Source organism: Streptomyces sp. NPDC020965 (assembly GCF_044333555.1).
Taxonomy (GTDB): Bacteria; Actinomycetota; Actinomycetes; order Streptomycetales; family Streptomycetaceae; genus Streptomyces.
Genome location: NZ_JBIRRE010000005.1, coordinates 102357 through 121301, shown reverse-complemented (window position 1 = coordinate 121301; position 18945 = coordinate 102357). Strand labels below are relative to the sequence as shown.

Below are 18945 nucleotides of genomic sequence, written 5' to 3'. Positions count from 1 at the left end.
ACGGGCCGCCGCGCCGCTCCGGCCGCCCCTCCGGGTCGCCCGCGCCGACTCCGTCAGCGCTCTGCCCCGGGGACCGGACCTCGCGTATGAGCCAAAGTTCGACGGTCATCGGGTGCTGATCTTCCGGGTCGACGGCAGTGTCCTCCTCCAGGCCCGTTCCGGGCGGATCATCACCGACGCGTTCCCCGATCTCGCCGATGCGGCTCGCCCGCTGCCGGACGGCACCGTCCTCGACGGCGAGGTGGTCGTCTGGACCGGAGGCCGTACGGATTTCGCCGCCGTACAGAAGCGCGCGTCCGCCACCCCGGGCCGGGCGCCGCTTCTCGCCCGCCGGCTCCCCGCCTCGTACGCCGCCTTCGATCTTCTCGCCGACGCCGGTGACGATCTGCGGCCGTTCGCGTACGAGAAGAGACGGCGCCGGCTGGTCGCCCTGCTGGCCCCGTTCGGCCCGCCCCTCCAGGCCGTGCCGATGACGCTGGACGCGGACGAGGCGGCCACCTGGTACGCGTCCCTGACCGCGATCGGGGTCGAGGGGCTGGTGATCAAACGGCTCGGCCAGCCCTATCGGAGCGGCACCCGCGGATGGCTGAAGCTCCGGCACACCCACACCCGGGACGCCGTCGTCGTGGGCTTCACCGGACCGCCGGCGCGGCCGGCCGCGCTGGTCCTGGCGCTCCCCGATGACGACGCCCCGGTGGTCTCCAGTCCGCTGGCCCCCGCGCTCCGGGCGCAGGCGGCGGCCGTACTGCCCGCGCCCGTGCCCACACCCCCCGGAGCGGAGCCGGTGGCGATGGCGGTCGGGATCGGGGAGATCGCCTACCGGCCGGTGGAGCCGGAGCTGACGGCCGAGGTCCGACAGCGCACCACCCGGCACGCCACCACCACCGTCGTACGGCTCCGGGTCCCCCAGGACCTCGACCCGCCCGGCGCCCGGGCTCCAGTCACCGACTGAGTCAGTGACTCACCGACGGAGCGCGACCCTCCCGGCCCCCGGACGGCGGTCGCGGGGCTCGCGCGCCCGGTACACCGGACGGGCCAGCGCCGGTCGTCACATTCGCAACCAGGTGCGCCGGTCCCGCGCCAGCGCGTACAGCGCCTCGATGTCGGCCGGCTTGTGCACCCCGCCGAGCCCGCCCAGCGCGGGCACCTCGCGCTCGCGCAGAATCCGTACGTCGGCGGGGGCCGTCGCCGCCTCGACACCGGCCGCCCCGACGATCGCCAGCACCGGACGCACCGCCGTCGCCAGCGCCGCGGAGGCCCGCTCGGCCCGGCGCCGGGTGAGCCGCAGCAGCGGTACGGGTTCGCCCCGGCCCGCCCGGACGGTCGCGCCCGCGATCCGTACCCGCAGTCGCCGGACGGCGAGGGTGTGGATCGCCAGAACGCCTCCGGGGCCGATGGCGAGATGATCGATGCGGTCCGCGCCCGGCAGCGGTACGGAGTGCAGAATCCGCCATCCCGCGGCGTCCAGCAGATCCAGTCCGGCGCCCAGCGACTCCTCGGCGGCGAGCTGCGCGTGCCGGGCCCGGTGCGGGTTCGCGAGGAGTCGCAGACCGGTCGCGGGGCGGCGTTCGCGTTCGATCCGGAGGGTCTCGCCGGGGCGGTTGGGGGCGAGGTCGTCATCGGGGTGCAGAGCGAGTCTCACGAGGTCGGCGGCGGTGGGCACGGGCGGCGGACCGACCGTGAACTCCCCCACGAGATAGGGCGCGAGAGCGCTCAGCACCGCGTCACGGTGGCGCTCGGAGACCAGTGAGACCCGGCCGGCCTCGCCGTGCCCGGTCCCCTCGGGGGCGTCGTCACCCCGGTCGTACCAGCCGAGATGGCGGCCGTCCGGCAGGCTGACGTACAACCGGTCCCGGCCGTCCCGACGCGCCGGTACGACCCGTAACCCCGTCATGGCATCACCCCCGAACGCCTACCATCGCACTCCCACCGCGGGTACGGCCACGGGCCTTCCGGGCAATGTCTCCGCGATGTCCGAGCTGTGGTGCAGACTCTCCCCAAGCGCGCGGTTCCAGCGCATAGTTCTGGTCGCGGAGTCATGGCGCAGGTTCTTGGGGAGGGGGCAGGCGTGTTCGGGGGAATCGAAGAGGTCCGGTGGGCCGCGCTGGAACATGCCTACGGTCCGGCCGATGACGTGCCGGAGCTGTTGTACGGACTGAGGTCGGCTGACGCGGCGGAGCGCGAGGCGGCGCTCGACGGGATGTACGGGGCGGTGCACCACCAGGGTGACGTCTACGACTCGACGCTCGCGTGCATACCGTTCCTGCTCGAACTGGTGGGAGATCCCGTGGTCGAGGACCGCGGTGGGGTCGTGGAGCTGCTGACGAGCATCGGCGGCATCGATCTCGACGGCGATGACGAACTCGATCCGGAGGACGAGGAGTTCGAGTACGCGGCGAACTACGCAATGGCGGCGTCGGCCGTGACCGCGGGCGCTGACGTCTTCCTCGCCCTGATCGACTCCGACGACCGGGGGGCGCGGCTCGCCGCCCCCCTCGCGCTGGCGACCCTGCACAGCGAGCCGGAGCTGGTACTCGGGTTGCTGCGGGAGCGGCTGAAGGTCGAGCGGGATCCGGAGGTGCGGTTCGCCTGCGTGGAGGCGGGGGGCCGGATAGCGCTGCGGCACAGCCTGCTGACCTCCGAGGTGGTGGAGTGGCTGATCGAGCTGGCCCAGATGCCGTTCGGCCCCGGTCCGGCAGCACTCGGCCGAGAGCCGCACGACCGAGGGGCGCGGGAGCCGATCGGTCCAGGAGCGCCGCAGCCGATCGGCCCGGGAGCACGGGAGCCGATCGGCCCGGGAGCACGGGAGCCGATCGGCCCGGGAGTGCGGGAGCCCGCTCCGCATCCCCTCCTCGGGGCGTACGACGCGGGCCTGCGGCTCTCCGCCCTCGCCCAGCTCGCCCGCTGCGCCCCGGAGACGCTGCCCCCCGACGTGGTGCCGGGCGTGACCGGACTGCTGCGCGAGCTGCGGACCGGACCGGTGCCGCCCACACCGGGCGGCGCCGACCGGCCACCGGTCCCGCCGCCGCTGCCGGGACAGCTACGGGAGCGCCGGGAGGCCGACACCGTGGAGCAGCACGTCCCGTGGACGGGCGATCTGCTGCGCACCCTCCACTCCGGCCTCGCCGACCGCGTCGACGACCGCACGGCACTCCTGGCCGATCAGCTCCGCAGCCCCGACCGCGGACAGCGGATCGACGCCGTGCGGATGAGCAGCGGACTGCTACGGACCTGGCGCGGCGACTACCGGGAGCTGGTCGGCCTCATCGGCGAGCAGCTCGCCGACAAGGAGCCCCGGCTCGCTGACGCGGCGGCCGTCGCGCTCGGGGAGCTGTTCGAGCTGGCGGCGCCCGCGGCGGACGCGCTGGCCGACCAGGTGACCGGCGCTCCCGGCTGCTGGATGCAGGAGTGGGCGAGCGGCCCCCGGATGCTGGGCAGCGGGCTCGCCGCGCTGGCGCGCACCGGCGATCCGCGCGCGGTGCCGGTGCTGGCACGACTGGTGGAGCTGGACGAGGCGCCGCAGGATCTGGGCTATGTGCTGGACCACCTCGGCCGGGCGGCGGCCCCGCTCGGGCCCGCGCTGCGTCGGCGACTGGGCGAGACCGAGCTGGACGACCGGCTCTACGACATGGCGGGGCCCCTGCTGCACGGGCTGACCGCGCTGCGGGCGACCGACGCGATGCCCGAGGTGCTGCGGGTGCTGCGCGGTGCGCCCGAGTACCGCAGGGAGTGGGTGATCGAGCTGGTGCTGCGCGCGCTCACCGCCTTCGGGCCCGCGGCTCGCGAGGCGGTACCGGATCTGCGGGGGCTGCTGGCCCGCGCGGCACGGCAGGACGCGCCGTCGGGGGCGTTCGGGGCGAAGATCGCGGCGGCCTTATGGGCGATAGAGGGCAGCGCCGAACCGATCCTGCCCGCGCTCCGTACGGCGCTGGCGGCGACCGACTCCGGGGCCCGGCGCTCGGCGGCGGCCGTGCTCGGGACGATGGGGGTGGCCGCCGTGGAGGCCGCTCCGGCGCTGCGGACCCTGCTACGGGCGGCCGACCCGTGGACCAGGGTGGACGCGGCGGTCGCGCTCTGGCGGGTGACGGGCGATCCGGGGAGGTCGTGGCCGGTGCTGACGGCGGCCTGGCAGACGCTGCCGTTCACCCGGGTCCCGATCGCCGAGCGGCTGGCGGAGCGGGCGATCGGCTGGGACGAGCCGGTGGCGGCGGAGGTGGACGGGGCGCGGGGGATGCTGCGCGCCGAGCTGTCCCGGGTCCGGCGGCACAACGCCATCGACGGCGGATACGGCAGTCATGACATCGTGAGGGACGAGAAGCTGCTGGCCTTGTGCCGGCGAGCGCTGACCAGGGAGAGACCGACACCATGATTATTTTCGGTACCAAGGGCTATCTCCACCAGCTGGCGATACTGACCCTTGTCTGTGGATCCTGTGGCAACCCGTCCGCGCACACGCTGCGGAAGAGGGTCACGAAGTTCACGCTGTTCTTCGTGCCGCTGTTCCCCGTGTCGACGAAGTACGCCACGCAGTGCACGTTCTGCGGCGCGGAGCAGAAGCTCGACAAGGTGCAGGCCGATCAGCTGCTGGCGCAGAGCGCGGCCGGGCATCTGGGACAGCCGCAGGGTCAGCAGGGGCAGCAGCAGCCGTACCAGCACTGATCCGCCGCCCCGAGAGGGTCCCGAGAGAGGTCCCGACAAGCTCTCGGCAGAGGTCCAGGCTCGCGGCAGAGGTCTCGGCGGGGGTGCGCACGGCGGACGGCCTGCGCGTACGAGCCGGCAGGGCGACGAGGGCCGGTGCGACAACGGCCTGCGCGTACGAGCCGGCAGGGCGACGAGGGCCGGTGCGTGGACGCGGCCGGGGGCGGGAGCACACCCGGACCCCCGGCCCACGCACCCGTACCCGTACCCGTACCCGTACCCGCGCACCCAGAGCCGTGTCATCGCACTCGCGGTCCGCGCCCGTACTCGCGCCTGCGCCTCCGTCCGTGCCTCCGTCCGTGCCCGCACCACCCGTACCACCGCCCCCACCCGTGGCCGGATCCGTAGCCGTATCCGCACGCGGAGCGACGGCGTGGACCGGGGGCACGGTACGGGACGGGGGCTCGGGCGCCGAACCGGGGGCGGCTGGCCTCCCCCCGAGGTCACCGCCCCTATGGTTGACGGAATCACCGACCCCGGCCCGGCGAGGAGAACCGTGCGCTCGCGCCCGTCCCGCCCGCTGTACACCCCGCTGCTGACGGTTGCCGCAGCCCTGCTGCTGCTGTCCGCCTGCGGCGGCGCGGGGCAGATGCGGAGCGCGGGCCCGACCGCCACCGCCAACGGCCCCGTACAGCTCTGGCCCGATCTACCACCCGTCACCTCGCCGCCGTACGACTACGGCGAGGCCGATACCGCGCTCGTCCCCGGGATCACCGTGCCAGCGGGCGGGGTCCGCGGTCTCGACCCGGTCGCCATCCTCCGGGCGGAGATCGGCCTGGACCCCGATGAGCGCGACGGCATCCAGGGCATCGACTCCGTCTACCGGGAGACCGTGCGCAAGCTGCGCGACTGCGGGAAGCGGCCGGCGTCGTGTCCGGTGCTCAAGCCGTACTACCGCGATCTGACCGGTGACGGCCGCGAGGAGCTGATCGTCGGCATCACCCTGCCCGAGCAGCAGACGGCGGTGCGCTGCTACATGCCGGAGTCGCGGGACGGGACGACCGGCATCCGGCGGATCATGGCCACCGCCGACCAACTGGTGAGCGTGGAGCTGGCGGCCCGCGATCTGATCCTCCGTTCCGTGTCGGCGGGGATTCCGGGGTACGAGTACCGGACGGCCTGGTCCTGGGACGACCGGCACCGGGCGATGCTGCCGGCGCGCGACGAGATCGTCCGCGTGGCGGAGCGCTCGGGCTCGCCCGGACCCGGCCCGGGGGCGTCGGCGCACCCGGTGGCGTCGGCACCGGTGGCACCGGATCCCGTGGTGGCGGACCCCGAGACGACGGCGGACGACCAGTGAGGCTCCCCCGACCATCCCGGCCATCTCGCTCGTCCCGACCGTCCCGGCCGTCCCGTACGCCGCGAGCGGCCCGACCGCCGCGCACCGCCCGCACGGGAGGCACGGTGCGACGACCCAGGCTGCCCCGGCTGCCCCGACTGCCCCACTGGACCGCGACCCTCACCTGGAAGGCCGCGGTCTTCATCACCGTGATGTGCTGCGCCCTCGCGGCGCTCCTCGGCGCGCTGGTGCACGCATCGGTGACCAGTCAGACCGTGAACCAGGCCCGGGAGAAGGCGCTGGGCCGGCTGGCGGACGTCACCGAGGCGTACGAGGCGGGTCAGCCGATGCCCCGGTTCGCCGGGGTGGATCCGGCCGGGCTGCCCCCGTCGCTGCGGAAGCTCGCCGTGGGCGGGGAGCGCGGCACCATGGTGAACACCTTCAACGGCCGCCCGACGATGTGGGCGGCCGGTCCCGCCGACGGCCGCGCGCTCGCCGTCCGGGTGGACTACACCCTCAGCGCGCGGACGATCACCGGTCTGGACCGGGCGATCCTGGGTTCGTCGGCGCTGGCGATCGGGGCCACGCTGCTGGTGGGCGCGTTCGCGGTGACCCGGATCACCCGGCGCCTCCATCTGACGGCGCAGGTGGCCCGACGGATCAGCGCGGGCGATCTCGACGCACGCGTCAACGACCCCCGGACGAAGGATCCGTCCCGCCCGCAGGACGAGGTGGCCACGGTCTCCGGCGCGCTGGACACGATGGCGTCATCGCTACAGAACAAGCTGCTGAGCGAGCAGCGCTTCACCGCGGACGTGGCGCATGAGCTGCGGACCCCGCTGACCGGTCTGACGGCGGCTGCGGAACTGCTCCCGGAGGGCCGGCCGACGGAGATGGTGCGGGAGCGGGTGCGGACGATGCGCACCCTGACCGAGGACCTGCTGGAGATCTCCCGGTTGGACGCGGGCAGCGAGACGGTCGATCTGGACGTGCACGAGCTGGGCTCGCTCGCCGAACGGGTGGTGCGCGGCTCGGGGACGGCGACGGAGGTACGGATCGTCCGCGACACGACCGTGGCGACCGACCGGCGCCGGCTGGAGCGGGTGCTCGGCAATCTCGTCTCCAACGGGCACCGGCACGGCGCGGAGCCGGTGGTGCTGACCGTGGACGGCCCGGTGGTGACGGTCACGGACCAGGGGCCGGGGTATCCGCCGTACCTGCTGGAGCACGGCCCGGCCCGGTTCCGTACGGAGGGCAGCGGCAAGGGCCACGGCCTCGGGCTGACGATCGCGCGGGGACAGGCGGCGGTGCTCGGCGCTGAGCTGTGGTTCGGCAACGCGCCGGAGGGCGGCGCGGTGGCCCGGCTGACGCTGCCGGAGGGCGCGGCGGCGGGGTGCGGGGACGGACCCGCCGCGAAGGGTTGACGCGGACCGGCCGCGAAGGGTGGACGCGGGCCCGCCACGCGAAGTGACGCCCGGGCCCGCCACGCAAGGTGAGGGCGGCGCCACGCGAGAAGGGGTGGACCCGCCACAGAGAACCCAAGCCTGACATAAGGGACATAAGACTTACCTCTTGCTACGTTGCGTGGCATGACCGCACCGACGACGGCGGACTCTCCCCCGCCCGCCATCCGCTGCCCCAAGCGGCGGGGCGTCGAACTCTCGCTCGTCGTCGGTGCCGTCCTCATCTCCGTCGCCGGCTACGCGATCGTCGGCCTGGCCAGGGACGGCGCCGTCCCGCCCGACGCCCTGCGCCACGGGACCGGGCTCGGCGTCCTCGCCCTCCTGGCCCATCTGGCCGTCCGCATCCGCGCCCCCTACGCCGACCCGCTGCCGCTGCCCATCGCGGTCCTCCTCAACGGCCTCGGCCTGGTGCTGATCCACCGGCTCGACCTGGAGACCCCCGACGACACCGCCGCACCCGCCCAACTCGTCTGGTCGACGCTCGGGGTCGCGCTCTTCATCGCCGTCGTGGTGCTGCTGCGCGATCACCGCGTACTCCAGCGGTACGCGTACGTCTCGGTCGCCGCGGCCCTCGCCCTGATGATCGTGCCCATCTTCTTCCCGGCCGTGAACGGCGCCAGGATCTGGATCAGGATCGGTGGACTCTCCTTCCAGCCGGGCGAGTTCGCCAAGATCCTGCTGGCCGTCTTCTTCGCCGCGTACCTCGCCGCCAACCACCACACCCTCGCCTGCGCCGGGCGCCGCATCTGGCGGCTGCAACTGCCGACCGGGCGGGTCCTCGGCCCCATCGTCGCCATCTGGCTCATCAGCGTGGGCGTCCTGATCCTCGAACGCGACCTCGGCACCTCGCTGCTCTTCTTCGGACTCTTCGTGATCATGCTGTACGTGGCGACGGGCCGGACCGGCTGGATCGCGGTCGGACTGACCCTGGCGGCGGCCGGGGCCTTCGCGGTCGGCACGCTCGAACCCCATGTGCACGGACGGGTCGAGGACTGGCTCGACCCCTTCGCCACCATCGAGGCCGGCCGGGGTCCCAGCCAGGTCGCCCAGTCGCTGTTCGCCTTCGGCGCCGGCGGACTGCTCGGTACGGGGCTGGGGCTCGGGCACTCCACGCTGATCGGCTTCGCCACCAAATCCGACTTCATCCTCGCCACCGCGGGCGAGGAACTCGGACTGGTGGGCCTGACCGGCATCCTGCTGCTCTACGCGCTGTTGGTGGCCCGTGGCTACCGGGCCGGGCTCAGTCTGCGCGACCCGTTCGGCCGGCTGCTCGCAATCGGCCTCGCCTCGATCGTCGCGCTTCAGGTCTTCGTCATCACCGGGGGCGTGACCGGGCTGATCCCGCTGACCGGGATGGCGATGCCGTTCCTCGCGCAGGGGGGTTCGTCGGTCGTCACCAACTGGATCATCGTGGCGCTGCTGATCCGGGTCAGCCACTCGGCCCGCGAGCCGCGCCCGGAGGCGGCCGAGCAACCGATCACGGCGGGACCGGGCGACCCCACCGGACCAGGCGGGCCGGGCGGCCCGGCCGCCGGTCACGCCGGGCGGGCGGACGGGCCCGCCCGATGACCCCCGTACGGAACACCCCGCCCGATGACCTCCCGTACGGAAGGAACCACCGGATGACCCGCCGTACGGAAGGAACCCCACGATGACCCGCCGTGCAGAAGGAACCGGCCGGTGATCCGCCATATCCGCCGGGCCGCCGTGCTCTGCCTCCTGCTGCTGGCCGCGCTGCTGATCAACGCGGCCCGACTACAGATCATCGAGGCCCGCTCGCTGGACGAGAACCCGGCCAACCGCCGGACCTCGATCGCCCGCTACGACGCGCCGCGCGGCGACATCCTCGCCGGCGGGCGCCGGATCACCGGCTCCCGGGACACCGGCCAGCAACTGCGCCACGAACGCACCTACACCGAGGGGCCGCTGTACGCGCCGGTGACCGGGTTCTCCTCCCAGACGTACGGCACCACCCTGGTCGAGAACGCGGAGGACCTGGCGCTCTCCGGCGCGGCACCGCTGCTCGCGGCGATCCCGCTCTGGCACGACCTCAGCCGCTCCCGGCCCCCCGGCGGCGATGTGGTCACCACCATCAAGCCGTCGATGCAGCGGGCGGCCTACGCCGGCCTCGGCGGCAAACGCGGTGCCGTCGCGGCGCTCGAACCGTCGACCGGGCGGATCCTCGCGCTGGTCAGCAGCCCCTCGTACGATCCCGGGGTGCTCTCCGGCACCGGCCGGGCGGCGAAGACGGCATGGGCCCGGCTGAACGCGGCCCCCGCCCAGCCGATGCTCAACCGGGCGATCCGGGGGACCTATCCCCCGGGGTCCACCTTCAAGATCGTGACAGCGGCGGCGGCGCTGGACGCGGGCGTGGTCGCCGATGTGAACGCACCGACCGGCACCCCCGACCCGTACGTCCTGCCCGGCACCCGCACCCGGCTCCCGAACGCCTCGAAGGGCTGCGGAAACGCGTCACTCGCGTACGCCATCCAGTGGTCGTGCAACACGGTGATGGCGAACCTGGGGGTACGGACCGGGCTGGCCGGGATGCGGGAGGCGGTGAGCCGATTCGGCTTCAACGACCGTGATCTGCGGATTCCGTCGGAAGTCGTGCCGTCGAACTTCGACACCCGGATGACGGTGGACCAGCTCGCCCTGTCCTCCATCGGACAGTTCAACACCACGGCGACACCGCTCCAGATGGCGATGGTGTCGGCGGCGGTCGCCCAGGGCGGCGAACTGCGGACCCCCTATCTGGTCGAACGGGTGGCGACGAGCGGCGGCCGGACGATCGCGCAGACCCATCAGCGCACCTACCAGCAGGCGATGAACCCCTCGACCGCCCAGCAACTGCGCCGCCTGATGGTCCGGGTGGTGGAGCGGGGCACCGGCGCCAACGCGGCCATCCCCGGAGCCCGGGTGGGCGGCAAGACGGGCACGGCCCAGCACGGGCCGGGCAACTCGGGTACCCCGTACGCCTGGTTCATCTCCTGGGCCCAGGCGGACGACGCCCCCCAGCCGGCCGTCGCGGTCGCGGTGGTCGTCGAGGACGCCGAGGCGGTACGGGGCCACATCAGCGGAAACGGCAGCGCGGCCCCGATCGCACGGGCGGTGATGGCGGCGGCGCTGCGGGACGCGGAGGCGGGGCGGTGAGCGGTTGCGGGGTCAGCCGTTCGCGGTGAAGCCGCGCCGGGTGACCCCGGTGAGGTCGATGTCCATCGGAAACGGCCGGTCCAACTTGAGCTGCTTGTGGTGGATCCCGGACAGTCCGTACGACTTGGTCGCGGGGTCGAGTTCGTATACGTACACGACCGGCAGCCCCTCGTTCTCCTCCACCCGCCAGTAGTGCCCGAAGCCCGCCCGGGCGTACTTGGCCGGCTTGACCTCGCGGTCCCGCTCCACCGAGTCGTCCGAGACGACCTCGACGGCGAGGATGACATCCTCCGGCCGGAACGACGTCTGCCGTGGTCCGGTGTCCGCCGCCAGGGGCACGACGAGCACATCGGGCTCCGGCCGGTTCCGCTTGTCCAGCTTGATCGTCATCTCCGCGATGGCTTCCAGATGCTCCGGTGCCTGAGCCGTCAACACGCTCACCAGGAAATGAATGGTGCGGGTGTGGAAACGGGTCTGCGGGCTCATGAAGACGAGGTTCCCGTCGATCAGCTCCGTGTGCGGAGGGAGATTGGGAAGCCTGTCGAGATCGTCAGCCGTCCAGCCACCGGTCGGCGGACGAGGCCATTCGTAGTGCTCGCCCTGCGCGTACTCGCGTGCGGCGCTCATGGTCGCTCCCATGCTGACGAAGTCTGCCTGGCACTGTCAGCGTACCCAGCCGAGATACTCCATCGCCGCCCGTACGAGTGAGCGACACGCGATCCTTGACACGCCGGCGGACGTTCGGGGGTATCTCCATTATGGCTCGCGGACCGGCCCCTTTCCGTCGTCCGCAGGGACGATCTTGAGGCTTCGCGGGCGCCCTACGGTGGGTGCATGACCTCTCTCCATGTCCACGACCACGGGGGCGACGGGCCCCCGCTCCTGCTGCTCCACGGAGCCGGCCGCTCGCTCGCCGACTGGCGCGACATCGCCCCGGCGCTGACGGCCGGGCACCGGGTGCTCGCCGTCGATCTGCCGGGGCACGGGCGGTCGCCCGAACCGGAGCGCTGGAGCTTCGACACCGTGCTGCGCGATATCGAGGAGACGCTACGGCGGCTGGGCGCGCCCGAGGCAGCCGTCGTCGGGCACTCGCTCGGCGGGATGGTCGCCGCGCTGTACGCCGAGGCGCATCCCGGGGTCACCCCCGCCGCCGTGAACCTGGACGGCTTCGGCTGGGGGCGGCCCGGTCAGTACCCGGGCGCCGAGCGGGTGCGGGAGATGGGGCGGGCCTCGGCCGGTGCCGTGCGGCCCGTCGACCACATCAGCCAGGAGGGGGCGTACGCGGCACAGTTCGGCATCCCCGCCGAGCGCGCCGAGGCCGCCGCTCTCGGGGCCGTGCGGCAACTGTCGGACGGCCGGTGGCAGACCCTGCCGGAACGGCGCGCGGCGCTGGAACTGCACGACGCCCTCGACGCGCTGGACGTCATGGACCTGCTGCACCGGGTGCCGTGTCCGCTGCTGGTGGTCCGGGGCGCCCGGCCACAACCGCCCGCGCCCAATATGGAGTGGTTCGATGAACTGCTCGCGACGTACGGGCGGGGGCTGACCCAGGAGCTGCGCGGGCTGGCGGCGGACCGACCCACCGTCACCGTCGTGGACATCGACGCCACGCACGCGATGCTGCTGGAGGCGCCGGATGCGGTGGCCGCGCTGGTGCGCGACTTCCTGACCCGAACGGCCTGACGGCCGGGGCAGGCGGCCCCGTCAGCGTCGTGACACCCGCAACAGCCCCGTTCCCTCAGGAGTCCGAGGAAGCGGGGCTGTGGTGCGCTCGGTTCTACAGCGCAGCGGAGCGGGCGAGGACAACCAGTCCGGCGAAAGCGGAGGGCGAGACCATCAGCGACGGTCCGCCCGGGTTCTTGGAATCGCGAACGGGGACTATGCCGGTAGCGGTCACGTGCTCGGGGGCCCATTCGACGCAGGAACCGCCGCCGCCGCTGTAGCTCGACTTGACCCAACGGAAGACTCGGGGAGATTCGCTCACGGGGTGCCCTTTCGCGCCTGGTTGATCATGTCCACGGATGCCGCCTGACTAAGGGACTCAGCCTGCAACTGATGGTAGGCCCTCATCAACGGCACGACGGAAGTGATATCGCGCTCCAGGTGCCCGTGCGTCTGCGACTCGACGTAGGAGACCACGGCTCGATCGGACAGGGTCAGGAGGTTCACCAACCTGTTGAACGGTCGCCGTGCCCCCATGCCGAACGGCGCGATCTGAAGCACGGTATTCGGCAGGGCCGCGAACTCGATCAGGTGCGCCAGTTGCCCAGCCATGACGGCGGGCTCCCCGATCGGTCGGCGGACACAGCTTTCGTCCATTACCACGATCACCATGGGTGGCATTGGTCGTGCCAGGGCAGCCTGCCGCTCTATCAGGAACGAGACTCGCTCATCTGCCTGTTCGGGCGTGATGGTCCCCCGCTGGACAAAGCCGTCTTCGATCGCTGCCGCGTACTCGCGGGTCTGGAGCGGTCCAGGGATCAGCCCCACTTCAAAGAGTCGGATCTCTACCGCCCGGCTCTCGTATCCGACGTACTCCGGGAACCCTTCAAGCAGGCTGCCTTGGAGCATCTCCCGCCACCGGCGTTCGAACGTGTCTGCTGTACCCGCCAGGCCAAAGGCCACGTCAGCAGCTTTCGCGAAGCGTAAAGATGGCATCTTCCGCGCAGTTTCAACACCCGAAATATGCCCGCTGGAAATGCCCATATGTACTGCGAGATCGTCTTGCTTCCAGCCGCGCGCTTCGCGTGAGCTGCGCAGACGTGCCCCGAACGCCGCCTGCGGACTGCTTTCCGGTTCCAGCTCTTTGCGGTTCACCAACCATCCCCAACTTATCTGGCCACTCAGCCATGTTGAATGGTTCCCGACCCTAGTTCACGCTGGGCCCCCTTGGTAGTGGAATCACTACGGAGAGGAGTCGGCGTGATGAATCTCGATTACCCCGATCACAACGAGCCCCCCATCCGGGCAGCCCTCACCTGGCCGCCCTGTCACTGCGGTAGCCCGATCTGCCCGGACCGCCCCTGCCCCGAATCCACCCGTGACGACTCACCCGTACTCCGATCCCTGCGGGAGCGGGTGCGCGAGGTCAACGAGCAGCGCAAGTGCCTGCGGGGGCTGTGGTGATCCTTCTGCGTGCGCTGGAGGGCCTGCCGGACGGCGGTGGCCCGTCGTGAGCGGGCCCGTCAAACCGTGGCGGGCGTACCACTGCGATGTGATCGCCGAAGGTGACGTGTACGGCAGCGGTGAGCGCCGCGCGGTCGTGCTCGGTACCTGTCGGACGATCTCCCCGAAGCTGGCGCTGCGCTGGTTGTGCGCACAGGCCCGGCGGATCGCGGACCGGCTCGACCCCGACCCGGGGAGATGTTCGTGGGCCCGGCCCGCCGCTCCGGTCGGGGGCGCGCCCGGCCCGGACGGACCCGCGCGACTCCGTGCCTGGTGCGACGACGTCGAGGGGCAGCGGGCCGCCCACCGGGACCTCAAGGACGGTGTGCCTGTGTCGCTGGTGGTCTCGGACGGCGTGAACGGCACCTACTCACTGGCGGTCTGGCCGGTGGCGGCCCGGCCGGCCTCCGATCCGGAGATACCCCGGTCTGCGACCCCCGGCCGGCGCCGAGACCAGCGAGAGAGCGAGCGACAGGTGACCGAACCCACGAGGTACCAGGAACGACCGATCGAACTGCCGATGTGTCCGGCTCCCCCGCCGCCCGCCCCGGTGGAGGGCTGCACCCTGTGCACCCTGCTGGACGCGTTCCGGACCGCGCACAACGACCCGGAAAGCCCCGTCCACGACCCGTCACGGGCCATCGACTGCAACGTCGAGATCCGTAACCACCCCCACACCCCGCCCAGGATGACGCTGCCAACCGGCACCCCGGAACCGACCGGCCCGGCGACCACCCACGGCGGCATCTTCCGCCGACGCAGCACGGCCGGGCACCCGTAGGACCACCCCGCACTCCGCCCCTGCCAGGACCGCATCCGACGCGTGGCTCCCCCACGAACTGGAGACCCCGGCAGGGGCGGGCAAACCACCGCCTGCGGTGAACAAGCGGACGGAGCTGACGCTCCGGGGCCCCTCACGCCGTGGCCGCCTCCGCGCCCTCCGCGATCGCCTCGGCCACCTCCGTCACCCGGGCCCGCTCCTCCGTCGCGAACCGCTCCCGGTCCAGCGCCTCGGCGATCTCCTCGTCCTGGGTCATCAACAGGTCCAGGTTGGCGTCGCCCAGGTCGAAGACGCCCATGTCGACATATGCCTTCTGAAGCCGCTCGCCCCACAGGCCGATGTCCTTCACACAGGGCACGATCCGGCTGAAGAGGAGTTTCCGGAAGATCTGTAGATACTCGGACTGCTCGGAGAGTTCCTGCGCCTCCTGCTTCGGGATGCCGAAGTTCTCCAGGACCTCGACTCCGCTGAGCCGGTCGCGCATCAGGTAGCAGCCCTCGATCACGAACTCCTCGCGCTCGCGCAGTTCCGCGTCGCTGAGCTGCCGGTAGTAGTCGCGCAGCGCCATCCGGCCGAAGGCGACATGGCGGGCCTCGTCCTGCATCACGTACGCCAGGATCTGCTTGGGCAGTTGCCGGTCCGTGGTGTCGCGGAGCAGGCCGAACGCGGCGAGGGCGAGTCCTTCGATCAGGACCTGCATCCCGAGGTAGGGCATGTCCCAGCGCGAGTCGCGGAGGGTGTCGCCGAGCAGGCTCTGGAGGTTGTCGTTGATCGGGTAGACCATCCCGATCTTCTCCTGGAGGAAGCGGCCGAATATTTCGGCGTGCCGGGCCTCGTCCATGGTCTGGGTCGCGGAGTAGAACTTCGCGTCCAGGTCCGGTACCGACTCCACGATGCGGGCCGCGCACACCATCGCGCCCTGTTCGCCGTGGAGGAACTGGCTGAACTGCCAGCTCACGTAGTGCTGCCGCAGCTCCGCGATGTCCTTCCGGCTCATCTTGGCCCAGTGGCGGGAGCCGTAGAGGCTGAGCATCTCGTCGGGTGTGCCCAGCGCGTCCTGTGGATCGACCTCCAGATCCCAGTCGATGCGCTTGGCGCCGTCCCACTGCTTGTCCTTGCCCTTCTGGTAGAGGGCGAGCAGTCGGTCCCGCCCTCCGTCGTACTCCCAACTGAAACGGGCCGAGCCCGAGGCCGGCACCTGCCATTGGAGGGTTTCCGGGGGGTTCACATAGCGGTCGTACGTCGACATCGGCCCAGCTCCTTCGCCTCATGTCCGGTCGGTCCGGGGGGAGTTGTGGCGTACCAGGGCGTTCCTTGGACGTGCACTGGCAGGCTCACACTTGGTAGACGAGTAGTCAACAAGTCGCGCGTGAGGGATTGACGAGCCTGCTGACAAGCAGTCTTATAAGGGGTGTTCCCGGGGGTAAGGCCGCCTCAAGGCCCTGCCCCGGGGGCCCCGGACCCCGATGCCCAGAATCGCTCGCGAGGTGCCTTCAGCCATGACGTCCGTACCGACCGCACCCGAGCACGACTTCCGGCTCCTCCATGACGCGCTCGGCCCCCTCAGGGACCGCGAGCAGGTGGCCAAGCGCCTACTGGAGTCCTCCGCCAAACACTCCTTCGACCCGGAGACCGAGCTGGACTGGGACGCCCCGCCCGAGGAGGGCAAGTGGTTCCTGCCGCCGGAGCTGGTCTCGCTCTACGACACCCCGCTCTGGCGGGGGATGTCCGAGGAACAGCGGCTGGACCTGGCCCGGCACGAGGCCGCCGCCCTCGCGTCGCTCGGCATCTGGTTCGAGATCATCCTGATGCAGCTCCTGGTTCGCCATGTCTACGACAAGTCCGTGACCAGCCATCACGTCCGGTACGCACTGACCGAGATAGCCGACGAGTGCCGGCACTCGATGATGTTCGCCCGCCTGATCGAGAAGTGCGAGACACCCGCCTACCGGGTCCGCCGCGACCACCACAACCTCGGACGCGTCCTCAAGACCGTCTCCACCACGCCCGGCTCCTTCGCGGCCACCCTCCTCGGCGAGGAGATACTCGACTGGATGCAGCGGCTGACCTTCCCCGACGAGCGGGTGCAGACGCTGGTGCGCGGGGTCACCCGGATCCATGTGGTGGAGGAGGCCCGCCATGTCCGCTACGCCCGCGAGGAGTTGCGCCGCCAGATGGTCACGGCACCGCGCTGGGAACAGGAACTCACCCGGCTGAGCTGTGGTCACGCGGCGCGGGTGTTCGCCGTCTGCTTCGTCAACCCCCGGGTGTACGACAACGTCGGGCTCGACCGGCGCGGGGCGGTCGCCCAGGCCAGGGCGAGCGGACACCGGCGCGAGGTGATGCAGTCCGGCGCCAAGCGGCTGACCGACTTCCTGGACGATATCGGGGTCCTGCGAGGTCCCGGGCGCGCGCTGTGGAAGCGCTCGGGGTTGTTGGCGTAGGGGGCATCCCCGAAGCGGCGCCGTACACCGCGAGTCGCCCGCCCTGCCGGTCGCGCCCGGGTACGCGGACCCCGCGCGACCAGGGCCGGTTCCGGAGTCCTGCGGTTACGCTGCGAGCATGACCAGTTCCGCACCGGCGACCCGGGCGTACCGACGGCTCAGTGTCGAGGAACGCCGTTCCCAGCTCCTGGCCGCGGCACTCCGGCTCTTCGCGCACCGGCCACCGGACGAGATCTCCCTCGATGACGTGGCGGAGGCGGCGGGGGTCTCGCGGCCCCTCGTCTACCGCTACTTCCCGGGCGGCAAGCAGCAGTTGTACGAGTCCGCCCTGCGGTCGGCCGCCGACGAACTGGAACTCTGCTTCACCGAAACGCCGTCCGGGCCGCCGACGGAACGGCTGTCCCGGGTGCTGGACCGGTATCTGGTCTTCGTGGACGGCCACGACGCCGGGTTCAGCGCGCTGCTGCGCGGTGGGAGCGTGGCGGAGACCTCCCGTACGACCGCGATCGTGGACGAGGTACGGCGGGTCGCGGCCGAGCAGATCCTCGTCCATCTGGGCGCGGACCGGCCGGGCCCCAGGCTGCGGATGCTGGTGCGGACCTGGATCGCGGCGGTGGAGGTGGCCTCGCTGATCTGGCTGGACGAGGGGAAGCAGCCGACCGCCATCGAGCTGCGGGAGTGGCTGGTCGACCATCTCATCGCGCTGCTGACGGCGTCGGCGACGACGGACGAGGGGACGGCGGAAGCGGTACGGGGGCTGGTGGCGCTGGAGCGGGCGGACGGCCCGGTGGGCCGGCTGGCCCGGGGGGTCGCCCCGCTGGTGGAGGGGGCGGCCCGAGGGCTGTAGGCCGGGACGGACGGCCGAGAGCCCGTGTCTTTGGCCGGTTCGGGGTGTCCCCGTCGATCATCTCCGGCCAACCCCATCGAAAGTTGAGTGCTCAACAAGTAACTGCCCTAGCGTGGTCGCGTCCCGTCATCCGTACGAAGGAGCGCGCCCATGCCGATCCCCCTCGGCCTCGGTCTCCCGCAGATGAAGCAGTACGACCTCGCCCGCGATGTGGCCGCCGTGGCCCGAGCGGCGGAGGAGACCGGATACGAGAGCCTGTGGGTCTTCGAGCGAGTGCTCTTCCCCGAACCCGCCACGCAGGGCCTGTTCGGGGTCCCCGGGCTGGCCTGGCCCGACCAGTACCGCGGTGTCGCCGATCCGCTGGTGACGCTCACCCTCGCCGCCGCGGCCACCGAGCGGGCCCGGCTCGGCACCAGCGTCCTGGTCGCGCCGCTGCACGTACCCTTCCAGCTCGCCCGTACGCTCGCTTCCATCGATGTGGCCAGCGGCGGCCGGGTGGTCGCCGGCCTCGGCACCGGCTGGTCCCTGGACGAGTACGCCGCCGCGGCCGTCGCCCCCTTCGAGAAACGCGGCGCGGTCCTGGACGAACTGCTGGACGTATGTGCGGCGGTCTGGGGGCCGGACCCCGTCTCGTACCAGGGCGAGCTGACCACCATCGCCCCGTCCGCGGTCGGCCCCAAGCCGGTGCGCCCCATTCCGGTCTATCTGCCGGCGAGCAGCCCCCGCGCCGCCCGCCGGCTGGTGGACCGGGCGGACGGTTGGGTTCCGGTGGCCATGGGTGCTTCGCAGCTCGCCGATGAGTGGCGGCGGATGCGGGAGCTGGCCGCCGAACGCGGCCGGGAGCGCCCGCTCGGTGCCTGCGCCCGCGCCAACGCCCGGTACAGCGCGCGGCCGTTCGACGGTGCGGGCCGGCAGCCCTTCCAGGGCAGTGTGGCGCAGATCGTCGAGGACCTGGTGGCGCACGCTGAGACCGGCGTACCGGAGATCATGCTCGACCTCCAGGGCTCGGCACGGGACGCCGCCGAACTGATGGACGTGGCGGCCGAGGTGTACGGGGCCGCACGGGCGGCGGGCGTCTGAGCCGGGGGCGGTCGACGCCGGGAGGGATGCAACCC

Annotated in this window: 18 protein-coding genes; 13 read left to right on the top strand and 5 right to left on the bottom strand. The window is 72.0% G+C overall.

Features of this window, described 5'->3' with window-relative positions:
* Positions 1 to 112: 112 nt before the first annotated feature.
* Positions 113 to 952 (top strand): ATP-dependent DNA ligase, encoded by an 840-nt coding sequence (locus ACH4S7_RS17120; protein ID WP_398522000.1) that lies wholly within the window; start codon positions 113 to 115, stop codon positions 950 to 952.
* Between the two features lie 96 nt (positions 953 to 1048).
* Here the strand turns inward: ACH4S7_RS17120 and ACH4S7_RS17115 are convergent, their stop codons facing one another.
* Positions 1049 to 1894, bottom strand: coding sequence for a nuclease-related domain-containing protein (locus ACH4S7_RS17115; RefSeq protein ID WP_398521999.1), 846 nt, complete (start codon positions 1892 to 1894; stop codon positions 1049 to 1051).
* Positions 1895 to 2068: 174 nt separating this feature from the next.
* On the opposite strand from ACH4S7_RS17115, the gene ACH4S7_RS17110 reads away from it, so the two are divergent.
* The 6 genes from ACH4S7_RS17110 (at position 2069) to ACH4S7_RS17085 (ending at position 10593) form a co-directional block, all read left to right on the top strand.
* Positions 2069 to 4369, top strand: coding sequence for a PBS lyase (locus ACH4S7_RS17110; protein WP_398521998.1), 2301 nt, complete (start codon positions 2069 to 2071; stop codon positions 4367 to 4369).
* Positions 4366 to 4659 (top strand): zinc-ribbon domain-containing protein, encoded by a 294-nt coding sequence (locus ACH4S7_RS17105; protein ID WP_398521997.1) that lies wholly within the window; start codon positions 4366 to 4368, stop codon positions 4657 to 4659. The genes ACH4S7_RS17110 and ACH4S7_RS17105 overlap by 4 nt, the downstream gene beginning before the upstream one ends.
* A 535-nt stretch (positions 4660 to 5194) precedes the next feature.
* Positions 5195 to 5998, top strand: a complete 804-nt coding sequence (locus ACH4S7_RS17100) for a hypothetical protein (RefSeq protein WP_398521996.1) — start codon at positions 5195 to 5197, stop codon at positions 5996 to 5998.
* A 191-nt stretch (positions 5999 to 6189) separates the two neighbouring features.
* Positions 6190 to 7401, top strand: coding sequence for an ATP-binding protein (locus ACH4S7_RS17095; RefSeq protein ID WP_398522362.1), 1212 nt, complete (start codon positions 6190 to 6192; stop codon positions 7399 to 7401).
* Positions 7402 to 7566: 165 nt separating this feature from the next.
* Positions 7567 to 9009, top strand: a complete 1443-nt coding sequence (locus ACH4S7_RS17090) for an FtsW/RodA/SpoVE family cell cycle protein (RefSeq protein ID WP_398521995.1) — start codon at positions 7567 to 7569, stop codon at positions 9007 to 9009.
* Between the two features lie 111 nt (positions 9010 to 9120).
* The gene (locus ACH4S7_RS17085) at positions 9121 to 10593 is read left to right on the top strand and encodes a penicillin-binding transpeptidase domain-containing protein (protein WP_398521994.1); all 1473 of its coding nucleotides are present in this window, start codon (positions 9121 to 9123) and stop codon (positions 10591 to 10593) included.
* Positions 10594 to 10605: 12 nt separating this feature from the next.
* Here ACH4S7_RS17085 and ACH4S7_RS17080 read toward each other — a convergent pair whose 3' ends face one another.
* A complete protein-coding gene (locus ACH4S7_RS17080) occupies positions 10606 to 11220 on the bottom strand; it encodes a Uma2 family endonuclease (RefSeq protein WP_398521993.1) in 615 nt (204 codons plus the stop codon).
* A gap of 207 nt (positions 11221 to 11427) precedes the next feature.
* Here ACH4S7_RS17080 and ACH4S7_RS17075 point away from each other — a divergent pair, with 207 nt between their 5' ends.
* The gene (locus ACH4S7_RS17075; RefSeq protein WP_398521992.1) at positions 11428 to 12276 is read left to right on the top strand and encodes an alpha/beta fold hydrolase; all 849 of its coding nucleotides are present in this window, start codon (positions 11428 to 11430) and stop codon (positions 12274 to 12276) included.
* Between the two features lie 94 nt (positions 12277 to 12370).
* On the opposite strand, the gene ACH4S7_RS17070 is transcribed toward ACH4S7_RS17075, so the two are convergent.
* Complete coding sequence (locus tag ACH4S7_RS17070) at positions 12371 to 12577, bottom strand: DUF397 domain-containing protein (protein ID WP_398521991.1); 207 nt, start codon at positions 12575 to 12577, stop codon at positions 12371 to 12373.
* Positions 12574 to 13413, bottom strand: coding sequence for a helix-turn-helix domain-containing protein (locus ACH4S7_RS17065; protein ID WP_398521990.1), 840 nt, complete (start codon positions 13411 to 13413; stop codon positions 12574 to 12576). The genes ACH4S7_RS17070 and ACH4S7_RS17065 overlap by 4 nt, the downstream gene beginning before the upstream one ends.
* A gap of 105 nt (positions 13414 to 13518) precedes the next feature.
* Here ACH4S7_RS17065 and ACH4S7_RS17060 point away from each other — a divergent pair, with 105 nt between their 5' ends.
* Together ACH4S7_RS17060 and ACH4S7_RS17055 are read left to right on the top strand one after the other, a co-directional pair.
* The gene (locus ACH4S7_RS17060) at positions 13519 to 13719 is read left to right on the top strand and encodes a hypothetical protein (RefSeq protein ID WP_398521989.1); all 201 of its coding nucleotides are present in this window, start codon (positions 13519 to 13521) and stop codon (positions 13717 to 13719) included.
* 46 nt (positions 13720 to 13765) lie between these two features.
* The gene (locus ACH4S7_RS17055) at positions 13766 to 14539 is read left to right on the top strand and encodes a hypothetical protein (protein ID WP_398521988.1); all 774 of its coding nucleotides are present in this window, start codon (positions 13766 to 13768) and stop codon (positions 14537 to 14539) included.
* Positions 14540 to 14672: 133 nt separating this feature from the next.
* Here the strand turns inward: ACH4S7_RS17055 and ACH4S7_RS17050 are convergent, their stop codons facing one another.
* Positions 14673 to 15788 carry a ferritin-like domain-containing protein gene (locus tag ACH4S7_RS17050; protein ID WP_398521987.1) on the bottom strand — a complete coding sequence of 372 codons (1116 nt, stop codon included), beginning with the start codon at positions 15786 to 15788 and terminating at the stop codon, positions 14673 to 14675.
* Positions 15789 to 16038: 250 nt separating this feature from the next.
* Between ACH4S7_RS17050 and ACH4S7_RS17045 the strand changes: the two genes are divergently transcribed.
* The 3 genes from ACH4S7_RS17045 (at position 16039) to ACH4S7_RS17035 (ending at position 18910) form a co-directional block, all read left to right on the top strand.
* On the top strand, positions 16039 to 16983 hold the full coding sequence (locus tag ACH4S7_RS17045) for a diiron oxygenase (protein ID WP_398521986.1): 945 nt from the start codon (positions 16039 to 16041) through the stop codon (positions 16981 to 16983).
* Between the two features lie 118 nt (positions 16984 to 17101).
* Entirely contained in the window at positions 17102 to 17830 is a 729-nt protein-coding gene (locus tag ACH4S7_RS17040; protein ID WP_398521985.1) for a TetR/AcrR family transcriptional regulator, read from the top strand.
* 150 nt (positions 17831 to 17980) lie between these two features.
* The gene (locus ACH4S7_RS17035) at positions 17981 to 18910 is read left to right on the top strand and encodes an LLM class F420-dependent oxidoreductase (protein ID WP_398521984.1); all 930 of its coding nucleotides are present in this window, start codon (positions 17981 to 17983) and stop codon (positions 18908 to 18910) included.
* Positions 18911 to 18945: the final 35 nt, after the last annotated feature.